15 protein-coding genes and 1 pseudogene are annotated in these 15,786 nt (G+C 66.8%); 9 read left to right on the plus strand and 7 right to left on the minus strand.

Features of this window, described 5'->3' with window-relative positions:
* The 3 genes and pseudogenes from AC2VOU_RS07180 to rpmF all read right to left on the minus strand — a co-directional run.
* A pseudogene (locus AC2VOU_RS07180) lies at positions 1-174 on the minus strand (two-component sensor histidine kinase); the annotation flags it as partial.
* 19 nt (positions 175-193) lie between these two features.
* Positions 194-880, minus strand: a complete 687-nt coding sequence (locus tag AC2VOU_RS07185) for a response regulator transcription factor (protein WP_486956752.1) — start codon at positions 878-880, stop codon at positions 194-196.
* Between the two features lie 108 nt (positions 881-988).
* Positions 989-1,162 carry a 50S ribosomal protein L32 gene (gene rpmF, locus AC2VOU_RS07190; RefSeq protein WP_067331883.1) on the minus strand — a complete coding sequence of 58 codons (174 nt, stop codon included), beginning with the start codon at positions 1,160-1,162 and terminating at the stop codon, positions 989-991.
* 189 nt (positions 1,163-1,351) lie between these two features.
* Between rpmF and AC2VOU_RS07195 the strand changes: the two genes are divergently transcribed.
* From AC2VOU_RS07195 to AC2VOU_RS07220, 6 genes are read left to right on the plus strand one after another with little or no spacing between them, the layout of a single operon-like run.
* Complete coding sequence (locus AC2VOU_RS07195) at positions 1,352-3,067, plus strand: acyclic terpene utilization AtuA family protein (protein WP_486956753.1); 1,716 nt, start codon at positions 1,352-1,354, stop codon at positions 3,065-3,067.
* Between the two features lie 13 nt (positions 3,068-3,080).
* The gene (locus AC2VOU_RS07200) at positions 3,081-4,229 is read left to right on the plus strand and encodes an acyl-CoA dehydrogenase family protein (RefSeq protein WP_486956754.1); all 1,149 of its coding nucleotides are present in this window, start codon (positions 3,081-3,083) and stop codon (positions 4,227-4,229) included.
* On the plus strand, positions 4,226-5,821 hold the full coding sequence (locus AC2VOU_RS07205; RefSeq protein ID WP_486956755.1) for an acyl-CoA carboxylase subunit beta: 1,596 nt from the start codon (positions 4,226-4,228) through the stop codon (positions 5,819-5,821). Before AC2VOU_RS07200 ends, AC2VOU_RS07205 begins: the two co-directional genes overlap by 4 nt.
* A 5-nt stretch (positions 5,822-5,826) precedes the next feature.
* Positions 5,827-7,821 (plus strand): ATP-binding protein, encoded by a 1,995-nt coding sequence (locus AC2VOU_RS07210; RefSeq protein WP_486956756.1) that lies wholly within the window; start codon positions 5,827-5,829, stop codon positions 7,819-7,821.
* Positions 7,818-8,984, plus strand: a complete 1,167-nt coding sequence (locus AC2VOU_RS07215; protein ID WP_486956757.1) for an acyl-CoA dehydrogenase family protein — start codon at positions 7,818-7,820, stop codon at positions 8,982-8,984. Before AC2VOU_RS07210 ends, AC2VOU_RS07215 begins: the two co-directional genes overlap by 4 nt.
* A complete protein-coding gene (locus tag AC2VOU_RS07220; protein WP_486956758.1) occupies positions 8,984-9,760 on the plus strand; it encodes an enoyl-CoA hydratase family protein in 777 nt (258 codons plus the stop codon). Before AC2VOU_RS07215 ends, AC2VOU_RS07220 begins: the two co-directional genes overlap by 1 nt.
* A 179-nt stretch (positions 9,761-9,939) precedes the next feature.
* Here AC2VOU_RS07220 and AC2VOU_RS07225 read toward each other — a convergent pair whose 3' ends face one another.
* From AC2VOU_RS07225 to AC2VOU_RS07240, 4 genes are read right to left on the minus strand one after another with little or no spacing between them, the layout of a single operon-like run.
* Positions 9,940-10,668: a hypothetical protein gene (locus AC2VOU_RS07225; RefSeq protein ID WP_486956759.1), complete on the minus strand. Its 729-nt coding sequence runs from the start codon at positions 10,666-10,668 to the stop codon at positions 9,940-9,942.
* Positions 10,668-11,231, minus strand: coding sequence for an LpqN/LpqT family lipoprotein (locus AC2VOU_RS07230; protein ID WP_486956760.1), 564 nt, complete (start codon positions 11,229-11,231; stop codon positions 10,668-10,670). Before AC2VOU_RS07230 ends, AC2VOU_RS07225 begins: the two co-directional genes overlap by 1 nt.
* Positions 11,232-11,241: 10 nt before the next feature.
* A complete protein-coding gene (locus AC2VOU_RS07235; protein ID WP_486956761.1) occupies positions 11,242-12,444 on the minus strand; it encodes a putative alpha/beta hydrolase in 1,203 nt (400 codons plus the stop codon).
* Entirely contained in the window at positions 12,444-12,776 is a 333-nt protein-coding gene (locus AC2VOU_RS07240) for a DUF2563 family protein (RefSeq protein WP_486956762.1), read from the minus strand. Before AC2VOU_RS07240 ends, AC2VOU_RS07235 begins: the two co-directional genes overlap by 1 nt.
* A gap of 357 nt (positions 12,777-13,133) precedes the next feature.
* On the opposite strand from AC2VOU_RS07240, the gene AC2VOU_RS07245 reads away from it, so the two are divergent.
* The 3 genes from AC2VOU_RS07245 to AC2VOU_RS07255 form a co-directional block, all read left to right on the plus strand.
* Positions 13,134-13,643 carry a DUF421 domain-containing protein gene (locus tag AC2VOU_RS07245; protein WP_486956763.1) on the plus strand — a complete coding sequence of 170 codons (510 nt, stop codon included), beginning with the start codon at positions 13,134-13,136 and terminating at the stop codon, positions 13,641-13,643.
* A gap of 87 nt (positions 13,644-13,730) precedes the next feature.
* On the plus strand, positions 13,731-15,116 hold the full coding sequence (locus tag AC2VOU_RS07250; protein ID WP_486956764.1) for a ClC family H(+)/Cl(-) exchange transporter: 1,386 nt from the start codon (positions 13,731-13,733) through the stop codon (positions 15,114-15,116).
* 76 nt (positions 15,117-15,192) lie between these two features.
* Positions 15,193-15,786: DUF1707 SHOCT-like domain-containing protein (locus tag AC2VOU_RS07255; protein ID WP_486956765.1), on the plus strand; the 594-nt coding region annotated here is incomplete at its 3' end.

The following is a 15,786-nucleotide window of genomic DNA, read 5'->3' on the forward strand; positions in this document are numbered from 1 at the left end:
GATGTCCTTGTAGAGCGCTGCGGAGATCACCGCATACACCGCGACGGCCATCAAGACGACCACCATCGCCACCATCGACATGGCCAGCAGCATGACCCGCCCGCGCAGCGACAGGGACGTGCTCGTCCTCAGTGGCACTCTGTGTCGCCAACGGAACAGTGTCTTCAGCGGCATCGGAGTGTCTTCAGCGGCATCAGGGCGGAGTTTCGCGAAGCACGTATCCCACTCCACGAACGGTATGGATCAGACGTGGTTCGCCGCTGGCCTCGGTCTTACGACGCAGGTACCCGACGTATACTTCGAGCGCATTACCGGACGTGGGGAAATCAAAACCCCACACCTCTTCGAGAATGCGGCTACGCGTCAATACCCGACGCGGATTGGCGATCAGCATCTCCAGCAAAGCGAATTCCGTGCGGGTCAGGCTGATCTGACGGGTACCCCGAGTGACTTCGCGAGTCACCGAATCGAGGGTGAGATCGGCGAACGTCATCGCCACGGCTTCGGAGGGGTCTTCAATTCTCGTACGGCGCAACAAAGCCCGCATCCGCGCCAAGAGCTCTTCCAGCGCGAACGGCTTGGGCAGATAGTCGTCGGCACCCGCGTCGAGGCCGGCAACGCGCTCGGAGATGGTGTCGCGGGCGGTCAGCACCAGGATCGGAAGATCGTCCCCGGTGCTGCGCAGCTGCCGGCATACCTCGAGGCCGTCCAGCCGGGGCATCATCACGTCGAGCACGACCCCGTCGGGCCGGTCGGCGGCAATCATCTCCAAGGCTTCGACGCCGTCCTCGGCAAGCGTCACCGAGTAGCCATTGAAGGAAAGGGAGCGGCGCAGCGACTCACGCACCGCACGGTCGTCGTCAACGACAAGAATTCGCACAGCTACCAGTTTTATCCAAGCGCCTGAGAAGGTGCTGAGAGTGGGCCTGAATCGGCCGTCCGCAAACTATTGGCACTATCGACGAAGTGAATGGTCACGGGAAAGAAGCTAGCGGCGGTCGAGGTCAATCAGGCCGAGGCGCGCCGCCTTGAGCAGCCGACGAGGAACCTTGTGCTGCCGTCCTGCCACCGTCACGCCGACCAACTCTGGCTTCTCAGCCTTCCATTGCGCACGTCGGCTACGGGTGTTCGAGCGCGACATCCGCCGCTTTGGCACAGCCATGATCAGGCCTTACTCCTGGTAGGGGGGTCGCCGCGGAAGAGCTCTCGGCAGCGACGATTTAACGGTAATAGTAATCGCTGACCTGCTAAGGGCAAAAATCAGCGTCCAGAGCCTTGACGGGACACCTGCCGACTCGGCTAACCTACCGGTTGGTTGGTGGCGGTCGCTGTCGGCTGGAGGGAGGGCCCCGTGGCAGCGTCGTCGGCGCCGGTTCGCATCGGCAACTGCTCGGGGTTTTACGGAGATCGGCATTCCGCCATGCGCGAAATGCTGACTGGTGGCCAGCTCGACTACCTGACCGGCGATTACCTGGCCGAGCTGACCATGCTGATTCTCGGTCGTGACCGGATGAAACATCCCGAGCGCGGCTACGCCAAGACGTTCCTGTCCCAGCTCGAAGAATGCCTCGGGCTGGCCCGGGACCGCGGGGTGCGCATCGTCGCCAACGCCGGCGGCCTGAACCCCGCCGGGCTGGCCGACGCCGTGCGCGCGCTGGCCGAGCGCCTCGGTGTGCCGGTCCAGGTGGCATATGTCGAGGGCGACGACCTGTCGGGCCGGGCCGAGGAACTCGGGCTGGGCACGCCCCTGACCGCCAATGCCTATCTGGGCGCCTGGGGCATCGTCGACTGCCTCAACGACGGCGCCGACATCGTGGTCACCGGGCGCGTGACCGACGCCTCGGTGACCGTCGGGCCTGCGGCTGCCCACTTCGGCTGGCAGCGAAGCGACTACGACCGGTTGGCCGGCGCCGTCGTCGCGGGACACGTCATCGAATGCGGCACCCAGGCCACCGGCGGCAACTTTTCCTTCTTCACCGAGATTCCGGACCTGACGCACGCCGGCTTTCCGCTGGCCGAGATCCACGCCGACGGTTCGTCGGTGATTACCAAGCATCCCGGCACCGGCGGGCTGGTCAGCGTTGACACCGTCACCGCGCAACTGCTCTACGAGATCACCGGCGCGCGCTACGCCAATCCCGACGCGACGGCCCGGATGGACAGCGTCGAGCTGTTCTCCGACGGCGCCGACCGGGTGCGGATCAGCGGCGTGACCGGTGAGCCGCCACCACCTACGTACAAGGTGTCGCTGAACAGCATCGGCGGGTTCCGCAACGCGATGACGTTCGTGCTGACCGGCCTGGACATCGAGGCCAAGGCGGATCTGGTGCGCCGACAGCTGGAAGCTCTGCTGGCCGCCAAGTCGGCCGTCATGCCGGCCGAGCTGGAGTGGACGCTGGCCCGCACCGACCACCCCGACGCCGACACCGAAGAAGCCGCGAGCGCCCTGCTGCGCTGCGTGGTCCGCGATCCCGATCCGGCCAATGTCGGACGCCAGTTCTCTTCGGCCGCGGTAGAATTGGCGCTGGCCAGCTACCCGGGATTCGCCGTCACCGCACCGCCTGGCGAGGGCCAGGTCTACGGGGTCTACACCCCCGGCTACGTCGAGGTGGCAGAGGTGGCCCACACCGCCGTGCACGCCGACCACACGCGCGTCGAGATTCCCTGCGCCACCGAGACTCTCGCCCTGCAGCCGGCCGCAGCACCGGCACTACCCGACCCGCTGCCCGGCGGTCCGACGCGCCGGGTGGCGTTGGGTCGTATCGCCGCCGCCCGCAGCGGCGACAAGGGCGGCTCGGCCAACGTCGGCGTCTGGGTGCGCACCGACGAGCAGTGGCGCTGGCTGGCCCACACGCTGACCGTCGAAATGCTGCGAGAGTTGTTGCCCGAGACCGCTGATCTGCCGGTGACCCGGCATCTGCTGCCCAAGCTGCGCGCGGTGAACTTCGTCATCGAGGACATCCTCGGTCAGGGGGTCGCATACCAGGCGCGATTCGATCCCCAGGCCAAGGGGCTTGGCGAGTGGCTGCGCAGCCGTCATGTTGACATTCCAGCAGTGTTGCTGTGAGAGAAGGGTTGCTGTGAGCATTTGGACCACGCCGGAGCGCGATGCGCTCCGCAAGACCGTGCGGTCGTTCGCCGAGCGGGAGATCTTGCCGCACGTCGACGAGTGGGAACGCAGCGGTGAGCTGCCGCGCGAATTGCACCGCGCCGCAGGCGAAGCCGGACTGCTCGGTGCGAACTTCCCGGAAGAGGTAGGCGGCGGCGGCGGTGACGGCGCCGATGCCGTGATCGTGTGCGAGGAACTACACCAGGCCGGTGTACCGGGTGGCGTCTTCGCCTCCCTGTTCACCTGCGGCATCGCGGTGCCACACATGATCGCCTCCGGCGATCAGCGACTGATCGACGAGTTCGTCCGCCCCACACTGGCCGGTGAGCTGATCGGGTCGCTGGCCATCACCGAGCCCGGCGGCGGCTCCGACGTCGGGCACCTGAGCACCACGGCGACGCGCTCCGGTGATCAGTACATCGTCAACGGCGCCAAGACCTACATCACGTCTGCGGTGCGGGCCGACTTCGTCGTGACCGCGGTGCGCACGGGCGGGCCTGGCGCGGCTGGGGTTTCGCTGCTGCTGGTCGAGAAGGGCACACCCGGTTTCGAGGTGAGCCGCAAGCTTGACAAGATGGGCTGGCGGTCCTCGGACACCGCCGAGCTGTCCTACGTCGATGCGGCCGTGCCGGTGGCCAACCTGGTCGGCGCCGAAAACACCGGCTTCGCCCAGATCGCGCAGGCCTTCGTCTCCGAGCGCATCGCCCTTGCCGCGCAAGCCTATGCGAGCGCGCAGCGCTGTCTCGACATCACCGCGGCGTGGTGTCGAGACCGCGAGACGTTCGGCCGGCCGCTGATCTCGCGCCAGTCCGTCCAAAACACGCTGGCCGAGATGGCCCGCCGGATCGACGTCGCTCGCGTCTACGCCCACCACGTGGTCGAGCGGCAACTGGCCGGCGAGACCGACCTAATCGCCGAAGTGTGCTTCGCCAAGAACACCGCGGTCGAGGCCGGCGAATGGGTGGCCAACCAAGGAGTGCAGCTGTTCGGCGGGATGGGATACATGACCGAGTCGGAGATCGAGCGCCAGTACCGCGACATGCGGATCATCGGCATCGGCGGCGGCACCACCGAGATCCTGACGGCGCTGGCCGCCAAGCTGTTGGGATTCCAGTCGTGAGCACGCTCAGGTCAGTGCTGGACCCCAAGAGCGAGGCCTACGCAGCGGCCTCCTTGGCCGCGGAGTGTCGGCTCGCCGAAATCGACGCCGAAATGGCCAAGGCGCTGGCTGGCGGGGGTGCGAAATATGTTGAGCGACATCATGACCGAGGCAAGCTGACCGCCCGCGAGCGCATCGAGTTGCTCGTCGACGCGGACGCACCGTTTTTGGAGCTGTGCCCGCTGGCGGCCTACGGCAGCGACTTCCAGGTCGGTGCCAGCCTGGTCACCGGAATCGGCCCGGTCAACGGCGTGGAGTGCATGATCGTCGCCAACGATCCGACCGTCAAAGGTGGCACCAGTAACCCCTGGACCCTGCGGAAGATCCTGCGGGCCAATCAGATCGCGTTCGAGAACCGCCTGCCGGTGATTTCGCTGGTCGAATCTGGCGGGGCCGACCTGCCGACCCAGAAACAGGTGTTCGTGCCCGGCGGGCAAATGTTCCGCGACCTGACCCGGCTGTCGGCCGCAGGCATCCCCACTATTGCGCTGGTGTTCGGGAACTCCACCGCCGGGGGCGCCTACGTACCCGGCATGTCCGATCACGTGGTGATGATCAAGGAACGCTCGAAGGTGTTCCTGGCCGGTCCCCCGCTGGTGAAAATGGCCACCGGCGAGGAGTCCGACGACGAATCCCTCGGCGGCGCCGAAATGCATTCGCGGGTATCAGGTTTAGGCGACTATTTTGCCCTCGACGAACTCGACGCTATCCGGATCGGACGCCGCATTATCGCGCGGCTGAACTGGACCAAGCAGGGCCCCGCGCCCGCTGCGGTCACCGAGCCGCTGTTCGACGCCGACGAGTTGATTGGCATCGTGCCGGCCGACCTCCGCATTCCGTTCGACCCACGGGAGGTGATCGCGCGCATCGTCGACGGCTCCGACTTCGACGAGTTCAAGGCGATGTACGGCTCGTCACTAGTGACTGGCTGGGCGCGGCTGCACGGCTACCCACTGGGAATCCTGGCCAACGCCCGCGGCGTGCTGTTCAGCGAGGAATCGCAGAAAGCCACCCAATTCATCCAGCTGGCGAACCGCTCCAACACGCCATTGTTGTTCCTGCACAACACGACCGGCTACATGGTCGGCAAGGACTACGAGGAAGGCGGGATGATCAAGCACGGCTCGATGATGATCAATGCGGTCTCCAATTCGACCGTCCCGCACATCTCGCTGCTGATCGGCGCCTCCTACGGCGCCGGCCACTACGGCATGTGCGGCCGGGCCTACGACCCGCGTTTCCTGTTCGCCTGGCCGAGCGCCAAAGCCGCCGTGATGGGTGGCGCGCAACTGGCCGGGGTGCTATCGATCGTCAGTCGAGCCGCCGCCGAGGCGCGCGGCCAGGTGGTCGACGAGGACGCCGACGCCGCGATGCGCGCGGCCGTCGAAGGCCAGATCGAAGCTGAGTCACTGCCGATGGTGCTGTCGGGCATGCTCTACGACGATGGTGTGATCGACCCGCGGGATACTCGCACCGTGTTGGGAATGTGTCTGTCCGCCATCGCCAATGGCCCGATCAAGGGGACGTCGAGCTTCGGCGTCTTCCGGATGTGACGGAAATGGGAATCACTCGAGTTCTGGTGGCCAACCGCGGCGAGATCGCCCGGCGGGTCTTCGCGACCTGCCGCATTCTCGGCCTGGGCACCGTCGCGGTCTACACCGACCCGGACGCCGCCGCCCCGCATGTGGCCGAGGCCGACGCCCGGGTTCGGTTGCCGCAAACCAACGACTACCTCAACGGCGAGGCAATCATCGCCGCGGCCCGGGCCGCCGGCGCCGACGCGATCCACCCGGGTTACGGCTTTCTCTCCGAGAACGCCGAATTCGCCGCCGCGGTGCAGGCCGCTGGTCTGGTGTGGATCGGCCCGCCCGTCGACGCGGTGCGCGCGATGGGCTCCAAGATCGAAGCCAAGAAGATGATGGCCGCGGCCGGAGTGCCGGTGCTCGAGGAACTCGACCCCGACACGGTCACTGCCGCGCAGCTGCCGGTGCTGGTCAAGGCGTCTTCCGGGGGCGGCGGGCGAGGGATGCGGGTGGTCGACCAGTTGGACGCGCTACCAAGCGAAGTCGCCGCCGCTGCGCGGGAAGCCCAGGCGGCGTTCGGTGACTCGACGGTCTTTTGTGAGCGTTACCTGCCCACCGGCCACCACGTCGAGGTGCAGGTGATGGCCGATGCGCACGGCACGGTGTGGGCCGTCGGCGAGCGGGAGTGCTCCATCCAGCGCCGGCACCAGAAGATCATCGAGGAGGCACCGTCGCCGCTGGTCGAGCGCATCCCGGGGATGCGGGACAGGCTGTTCGAGGCCGCCCGGCTGGCCGCGAGCGCGATCGGCTACACCGGTGCGGGCACGGTGGAATTCCTCGCCGACGATCACGGCGAATTCTTTTTCCTGGAGATGAACACCCGACTGCAGGTCGAACACCCGGTCACCGAGGAGACCACCGGCCTCGATCTGGTCGAGCTGCAGATCGCCATCGCCGACGGCGGTCGCCTGGACGCCGACCCGCCTGCCGCACAGGGGCATTCGATCGAGGCCCGACTGTACGCCGAAGACCCGGCGCAGAATTGGCAGCCCCAGGCAGGCTTGGTGCATCGCATCGACGTGCCGGCGGCGCGCACCGAATTCACCACGCTCGGGGCGCGTACCGGAATCCGGCTGGACTCCGGGATCGTCGACGGCTCTGCTGTGTCGATCCACTACGACCCGATGCTGGCCAAGGTCATCTCCTACGCTCCGACGCGACGGCGGGCGGCCCTGCTACTCGCCGACGCGCTGGCCCGGGCCCGGGTGCACGGGCTGCGCACCAACCGCGGCCTGTTGGTGAATGTGCTGCGGCATCAGGCATTCCTGGGCGGTGCCACCGACACCGCGTTCTTCGACACTCACGGTCTAGCGCAGCTGGCCGCCCCGCTGGCCGACGACACTGCCGTCCGGTGGTCGGCGATCGCGGCGGCGCTGGCCGACGCGGCCGCGAATCGGAACGGGGCCAGCGTGCTCGGCTCGCTGCCCAGTGGCTGGCGTAACCTCGCGTCGGGCTACCAGGTCAAGACCTTCGTCGACGACGCCGGCGAGCAGCACCGCGTCGAATACCGCTTCAGCCGAACCGGATTGACGCTCCCCGGCGACGACACGGTTCACCTCGTCTCGGCGTCGGCGCACGAGGTCGTACTCGCCGACGCCCACGGGGTGGCACGCAGCTTCGCGGTGTCCCGCCACGGCCACGACGTCTACGTCGACTCCGCCCACGGACCAGTGCACCTGGTCGTACAGCCACGTTTTCCCGAGCCCGGATCAGCCGTCGAGAAGGGCTCGCTAGTTGCACCCATGCCCGGCAACGTCATCCGACTTGGCGCCGCCGTCGGTGACACCGTGACGGCGGGCCAGCCACTGATCTGGCTAGAGGCGATGAAAATGGAGCACACCATCGCCGCGCCGGCCGACGGCGTGCTCGCCGAACTCAACGTCGACACCGGCCACCAAGTGGAAGTCGGCGCCGTCCTGGCGCGAGTGGACGCGCCCCACGATCCTGACGTAGAAGGAGATTCTCAATGACAGACAGCAGCTTCATCGAAAGCGAAGACCGCAAGGCGCTGCGCACGGCGGTGTCGGACTGGGCATCGAAATACGGCAGCGAGTACTACCTGAAGAAGGCCCGCGCGCAGGAACACACCGACGACTTATGGTCCGAAGCAGGAAAACTCGGCTTTCTCGGGGTCAACCTGCCCGAGGAGTACGGTGGCGGCGGCGCCGGCATGTACGAGCTGTCGCTGGTGATGGAGGAGATGGCGGCTGCCGGCAGCGCGCTGCTGCTGATGGTGGTGTCGCCGGCCATCAACGGCACGATCATCTCCAAGTTCGGCACCGAAGAGCAGAAGAAGCGCTGGATCCCCGGTATCGCTGACGGAACGATCACGATGGCGTTCGCGATCACCGAACCCGACGCCGGGTCCAACTCGCACAAGATCACCACCACGGCCCGCCGCGATGGTAGCGACTGGATCCTCAAGGGGCAGAAGGTCTACATCTCCGGCGTCGACCAGGCTCAGGCGGTGTTGGTGGTCGCGCGCTCCGAGGAGGCCAAGACCGGCAAGCTGCGGCCGGCACTCTTCGTGGTGCCCACCGACACACCGGGCTTCACCTACACCCCGATCGACATGGAGATCATCAGTCCCGAGCGGCAGTTCCAGGTGTTCATCGACGATGTTCGGCTACCCAGCGACGCGCTGGTCGGCGCCGAAGATGCCGCCATCGCACAGCTTTTCGCGGGCCTGAATCCCGAGCGCATCATGGGTGCGGCCAGCAGCGTCGGCATGGGCCGCTTCGCACTGGACCGGGCGGCCGACTACGTCAAGACCCGACAGGTGTGGGGAACGCCGATCGGCGCGCACCAGGGTCTGTCACATCCGTTGGCGCAGTGCCATATCGAGGTCGAGCTGGCCAAGCTGATGATGCAGAAGGCCGCGACGCTCTACGACAACGGCGACGACGGTGGCGCGGCCACCGCCGCCAACATGGCCAAATACGCTGCGGCCGAAGCAGCTACCCGTTCGGTCGATCAGGCCGTGCAGTCGATGGGTGGCAACGGGCTGACCAAGGAGTACGGCGTCGCGGCGATGATGGCCTCGGCCCGGCTCGGACGGATCGCTCCGGTCAGCCGGGAGATGGTGCTGAACTTCGTCGCGCAGACATCGCTCGGCCTGCCCCGAAGCTACTGATGGAGCGGGTCGTCGAATACGCCGTCGAGGGGCATATCGCGCGGCTGACGCTGAATTCGCCGCACAACCGCAACGCGCTGTCGAGCGCGCTGGTCGGCCAATTACATCAGGGCCTCCGAGACGCGGCCGACGATCCCGCGGTGCGGGTCGTCGTCCTCGGCCACACCGGTAATACTTTCTGCGCGGGCGCCGACCTGTCCCAGGGATCGGCAGCGACTACCAAGGATCCCGCCGAGGCGACCGCCCAGCGATCCCGGGAGATGGCGGGGCTGCTACGCGCCATCGTCGAAGCGCCGCTGCCGGTGATCGTCGCCGTCGACGGCCACGTCCGCGCCGGCGGGATGGGTCTGGTCGCGGCGTGCGACATCGCCGTCGCCGGGCCGCGCAGCACCTTCGCGCTGACCGAAGCCCGGATCGGGGTTGCGCCGGCGATCATCTCGCTGACGCTGCTGCCGAAGCTGTCCGCCCGCGCCGCCGCCCGCTACTACCTGACCGGTGAGACGTTCGACGCCGCAGTCGCCGAGACGATCGGACTGATTACGATGGCCGCCGAGGACGTCGATGCCGCAGTCGCGGCACTGGTCGCCGACATCGGCCGCTGCTCGCCGCAGGGTCTGGCCGCATCCAAGGCGCTGACCACCGCCGCTGTGTTGGACGGCTTCGATCGCGACGCCGAGCGACTCGCCGCCGAGTCGGCCCGGTTGTTCGTCTCCGACGAAGCCCGCGAGGGCATGCTGGCGTTCCTGCAGAAGCGCCCGCCGAGTTGGGCGAACTGACCCCGCCAGCGGGCCGTCCAGGTTCCTCGGCTTTGCAGACAACGATCACGGCTGACGGCACTCGTCATCAGTGATGCCCACCACATCGCAGCAGGGAAGTGGTCAGATTGTCTGGCCGGGCAATAGGATTCGGCTCGCGTGCCATCGCTGACACTGACGAGCAGACCCTTCGGGGCCGCTCACACGCCCGCCGTGGAGCGGCCCCGAAGTCTTTGCTCGACCCGATCCAGCAACTCACTCGGGTTCTCGTTGGTTCCGTCTTTCCAGGCGACGAGTGCGTGCAGAAGGTTGACCGGCCGAACCGTCAGCCGCAGGCCGATTATCACGGTGCTGGTGGTGTCGCTGCCTTCCCCCGCGGGACGGTAAGTGATGGCGACCTGCAAGGACTTGGCGTACGGGAGCGGGACAATCCTGGGCTCGATCGATTCGACCTGCTCACGCCGGATGTCGGTCAACTCGCTGCCGCGCTCTGCCAACCGCACGGTCACTATTGACGGGGTGATGCGGAGAATACTTCGACGCCACATCAGGACGATGCCGTACACGGTCAGCGGGGTCACTCCCAAGATCATGACGCCGACCGGTATTACCCACGCCGGGTAGCCAGGAGCGCGCCCTGCCGCGATAGCGGCGACTCCCATCAACGGAAGCAGCATTAATACGCTGTAGGCGTTGCCCTCGTACCAGGGAATGTAGCGGCAGACGACCTCATCGTCCATCCGGGTGACCCCGACGTGAAAAATCCGCCGCTGCCCGTTGATGATGATGCCGGCACCCACTGCAACGATGAGGCTGAGATACCAAGCCGATCCAATAAGCGCATTGGCGCCCGCCATCAGTAACATAGCGCCGCCGAAGGCGTAGCGCAGCAGGCGCCTCCGACGGTTTTTCGCCCTGACGCTCACCATCAGCGGCGGTCTCGCATTCCGGTTACCGGGACCGAGCCGCGGTCACCAGCGGGCGCTGCAGGTGCCGGCGCACCAGGCCGGACACTCAGCCAGATATGTGTCCGGTCCACCGGTGAATCGTGCAGCGCGGTCACCGTCAATTGCGCAATCAGCGTCTCCTGCCCAACCGTGACGATCCGGGACTGCGACACGCTGTCGATCGTCCCCAGCTCATGAGTGATCTGCATCCCGAGTACCCCCACCACGCCGGCGCCCTCGGTGGCCGCCGCGAGGTCACGGCGCACCTCATGACATCCCGGCACCGACTGCAACTGCTGGTCGGCCAGCATCGCGAACACCTCACCAGGATCCAACGCGGCCCCGACACGATGCATCGTCAACACCGCATTCGCGCAAAACTCCGCCACTAACGGGTCGCTGCGGCACACCCACACCCGCACACCGGGGGCGGAATCGAAAGGCTCCCAGCCCGGCGGCACCCCCACCTGCACCGCCAGCCCGGCAAACTGATCGACCGGAAACACCGCAAGGCCGCGCTTCTGTACGAACTCATCGAATCGCATCGCCGTCGCCCTACCCGAAACCGAACACCGATTCGACGCCGTGCACCGCATCACCGACCGCATCCGCGACCGGGTGCCAGAGTTGCTCGACCCCTTTAGAAGCCCCCAGCGCGAAGATAGCCCCGACACCGCCGCCGACTACCACACCAACCGCCGTCCCGGCACCTGGAACGACCGAACCGATCAGCGCACCAGCCGCCGCGCCAGACCCTAGCCCGGCGGCCAGACCCACGCCCTCCCGGGTGACGGCCTCGGCCACCGAATTGCCGTCATGGATGTCGGACATGACGGCGGGCACCGCGGCGGCCCCACCAACCACCCGAGCGAGCCGGGAGAATCCGTTGAGCTCGAGGCCGCCAACCGTCGGATCCTCCAACCAGTTCAACAAGCCCTGCGGAGCCTTGCCCACACCCGTACCGGGCGACTCCTTGATCGCGTTGAGCGTCGCCTTGCCCACGCCATCGGCGGTACCACCGGCGACGGCGCCCGCAGCACCGAGCGCCGCATCCCCCTTCGTCACCGTCAGACCAGACGCCTCGCCGGCCGCTCCGGCGCCGCCGTCCCCACCAGGTGTGCCCGCCCCTTCCTCAGCAGGTGGGCTGGTCGCACCGGCCCCGCCGTCGCCGTCGGCGCCTTGAGGGGCCTCACCGGTGACGGCCGCCAGCGACGATTTGGCCGACGCCATGGCGGCCACATAGCCAGCGCGACCGTTCTGGACATCGCCCAAGGCGGTTCGTACCGCGGCGACCGCAGCGTCGTGCAGAGCTTGGGTGTTCTGATTTGCGTCTTCGGCGGCGCCGATCTCGTCGTCGATCCGGTGCAAATTGGAATCCAGAGCCGCGATCTCAGCGTCGCAGTTGCGTTGCGCGGTGACCAACGCAGCGGCCACCGTCTCCAAATCCAGTGCGATTTTGGCTAGTTGGGGCTTTTGCAGTTTCAATGCCGCGGTAGCGCGGGTGACCTCGGCGGACTCGTTGATCGGATGCTCAGCCCCGTTGTGCCGCCAGCCTTTCTCAAAGCGCTGCTTGGCCGATTCGAAATCGTCCTCGACTTCGGTGGCAGAACCCGCCGCAGCGTGAAACGCGTCGGCTTGGGCGTTGATCGCGCCGGCGTCCCCAGCTTGCAACCCGTCGTTGACGTGCCACGGATCCCCGCCCGCGGTAGCAACCAAATCACCGGCTGATAGGTGGATCAGACCTATAGGTGGAGGCATCAGAGCGTGCCGAAACCGGCTTCGGTAACCCGCAGGGAGTCGGCGGTAGACCCATCAGTTGCGGTGAATTCATATGCTGCGGAACGGCTCTTGTCGCCGATGCCGGAAAGTGCGCGGTGATGGCTGGAGAGCTGCTCGATGTGACCCTGGTGTGCCGCCGCGATCGCCCTGTGAAATTCGTGGGCTTCGGCGAAATCACCGAACATCCCAGCTGTCGGTTGCTTGCCGGCCAGCTTGTCCGCCGCAGCAAGTGCCATGCGGGCCGCATCTTCACACCGATCTGCACCGGCATGCAGACGCGCGGTGTCGACCTCCATACTCCGCTCGGCCACGCCCGGTTCCTCCTTGCCGCAACTCCGGCTGGGAGTTTACCCGTGGGCACACCGGTGAACGTGCGGGGAAGTTACGTCCTTTCCCACCGGCGGCGGCGTTCCACCGAAAAGCGGCCGCCGAACTGGGCGTCCGGGCAGACCTGACACGCCGACCGTCCTGATGTAATCACGGATCGAGTTCGACATGGCGCCGCTAGCTGGCCGGCGGCTCATGAGTGTGGCTGGGTAATCACGATCGGCGTTGTCACCGATGTCCACTGAGAGCCCTACCGCGGAGCGGTGATGTTCGCATCGCGCGGAGTGGCTTCGCCGCATTCGGATAGCACAATCGTAGCGATGAGCGGGGTTACCCACGTCTTGATCGATGGCTGGGAATCGGTGGTTTATACCGTTCCCAAAACCCTGGCGCTGTTCTTGACCACCGCTTTGGCCTTTCGTTTCCTTCAACGCCGCGCGATGGCCCAATTCACGCCGATCGACTGGCTGACGGCGGTCGTGTGCGGGTCCGTTATCGGGCGTGCCGCGACCGCAACCGATACGTCATGGATCAACGCCGCCACCGCGGTAATGACACTGATCGCGGTCAACGCGGCGGTGAGCAGGCTCCGGTTCGTGCCGGGCGTTAAACGCCTCGTGGATCCCCCGCTGCGGGTACTGATTCACGACGGCAAGGTGAACCACCGTAACCTTCGGCGTTGCGGACTCACCGACGACGATCTTGGCGCGATCGTTCGTCAGCATGGTTATGTGAACGCAGCGGACGTCGAGCTTGCGCTGTTCGAGCGAACGGGCACGATCTCCGTCCTGGCGTCGCGAGCGGCGACGGCAGCCAGCCTGTCTCGTGATTCCACGCCCGCAAGTGATTAATTGCGCCAGCAGGCCCTCGAGCTGGGTTCCGGATTAGAGACCGGCCCTGCGGTAGCGGGCCGTCACCGCGTCGTATAAGCAGTGCGGGTGGACGATGACACACAGCAGGGTTGGCGAGATGTGCTTCGCAGCCTTTTCACCGGATGGCAACGCCCAACGACACACCCGGTCGACGCCCGGGGCGAGGGCGCCGAGAGCCTGGTCGGGTTCGTGGTGGCGGCCGGGTTGGTCGGCGCGCTCACCGGCCTCAGCGCCGCAAGTTTCAGGCTGCTGCTGCAGCGCGGCGGTCGACTGCGCGACAACCTGGCCGGTTGGGCGCACGGCAGCTGGATGGGGTTGATCGTCGTCGTCCTGGTGTGCACGGCCGCCGCCGCGGTCGCGGCCGCGTTGGTGCACCGGATCGAACCGCACGCCGAGGGCAGCGGTATCCCGCGCGTCGAAGCGATCGCCGACGGGCGGGTGCGGCCCGACCGGTTCCGGATCCTGCCGGTCAAGTACGTCGGCGGGCTACTGTCCATCGGAAGCGGGATGGCGCTCGGCCGGGAGGGTCCTTCCGTGCAGATGGGCGGAACCGCGGCGGTCATCGTCGCCACCCTGACCCGGCGCAACATGGCAGACCTGCGCGTCCTGGTGGCCGGTGGCGCTGCCGCGGGGCTTGCCACCGCATTCAACGCTCCCATCGCCGGCGGGGTCTTCGTCCTCGAAGAGCTCGTCAAGCGCTTTGAACCGCGCACCACGATCGCCACCTTCGTTGCGTCTGCATCCGGGTTTGCCGCCGCCCACCTGCTGGTGCACTCACGATATGAGTTGGGCATGAACGCAGTAGCCCGACCGCGGCTCGTCGAATCCGGCTGGGTGATGGCGATCGGGATCGTCACCGGATTACTCGGCGTGCTCTACAACGGGGCGCTGATGGCCGCCCTCCGCCGCGCCGACGCCAGCCGGCTGCCCAGGGAAGTCCGCGCCGCCGCCACCGGCGCGCTCGTCGGGCTGCTGGTCTGGGTGGCGCCCGACCTCGTCGGCAGCGGTGACAACCTGACCCAGAATGCGCTGCTCGGCCGCGGTGCGCTGCTGGCCGTCAGCGGTGTCTTAGTGCTGCGATTCGCGCTCGGCGTCGTCTCCTATGCCGCCGCCACCCCCGGTGGCCTGTTCGCGCCGATGCTGGTTCTCGGTTCGCAGTCCGGGTTGATCGTAGGCCTCGTCGCGCAGCATCTGACGCCGCATGCCGTGCCGAGCCTGCCCGCCTGCGCGCTCATCGGGATGGCCGCGTTCTTCACGGCATCGGTGCACGCACCGGTAACCGGACTCATCCTCGCCACCGAGATGACAGGCACCACCAATCAACTGCCACCGATGCTCGGGGCGTGCGCCATCGCGATGCTCGTCGCTGTCGCGCTGCGCTCCCGACCGATCTACGATCGGCTCGCCGAAAGGTCCGCCGGTGCACAGAACAGAGATTCCGACCACACCTGAGCGGAGTCTGAGGTTGCCGCAACAGTTTGGCGAAGATGCCTTGCGGTGAAAATTCTTCGTCGTAGGCTCATCAGCAATGAGCAAGTCAGCGCACCGGGCAGCGCGCGACCGGCCGGACGCAGAGACGCGTGCCGCCGAGACCGACCGTATCCAGGTGGCGCAGTTGCTCACCGATGCCGCCGCTCAGGGCAAGCTGCAAATGACTGACTACGAGGATCGGCTCACCAAGGCTTACGCCGCGCAGACCTACGATGAACTCGACCAGTTGCGGTCCGACCTGCTCGGGTCGTCGGTGAGCCCGCAGCGCGGGGGTGTCACCCAACCCGCGCCGTCGATGCTGCTGCTGGCCATCATGAGCGCATTCGAGCGCCGCGGCCGGTGGAACGTGCCCAAGAAGTTGACCACGTTCGCGCTGTGGGGCGGCGGCGTGATCGATTTGCGCTACGCCGACTTCACGTCGACTGACGTCGAGATCAACGCCACGTCGATCATGGGCGGCCAGACGATCTTGCTGCCGCCCGAAGTCAACGTGGAGATCAAGGGCCATGGCGTGATGTGCGGGTTCGACCATCACGTCGCCGGTGAGGGCACACCCGGCGCGCCGACCGTGCGGATCCGCGGCTTCTCGCGGTGGGGCGGCGTCGGGGTCCGGCGCAAGAACCGCAAGGCC

The sequence above is a fragment of the Mycobacterium sp. TH-M25 genome (assembly GCF_057473665.1).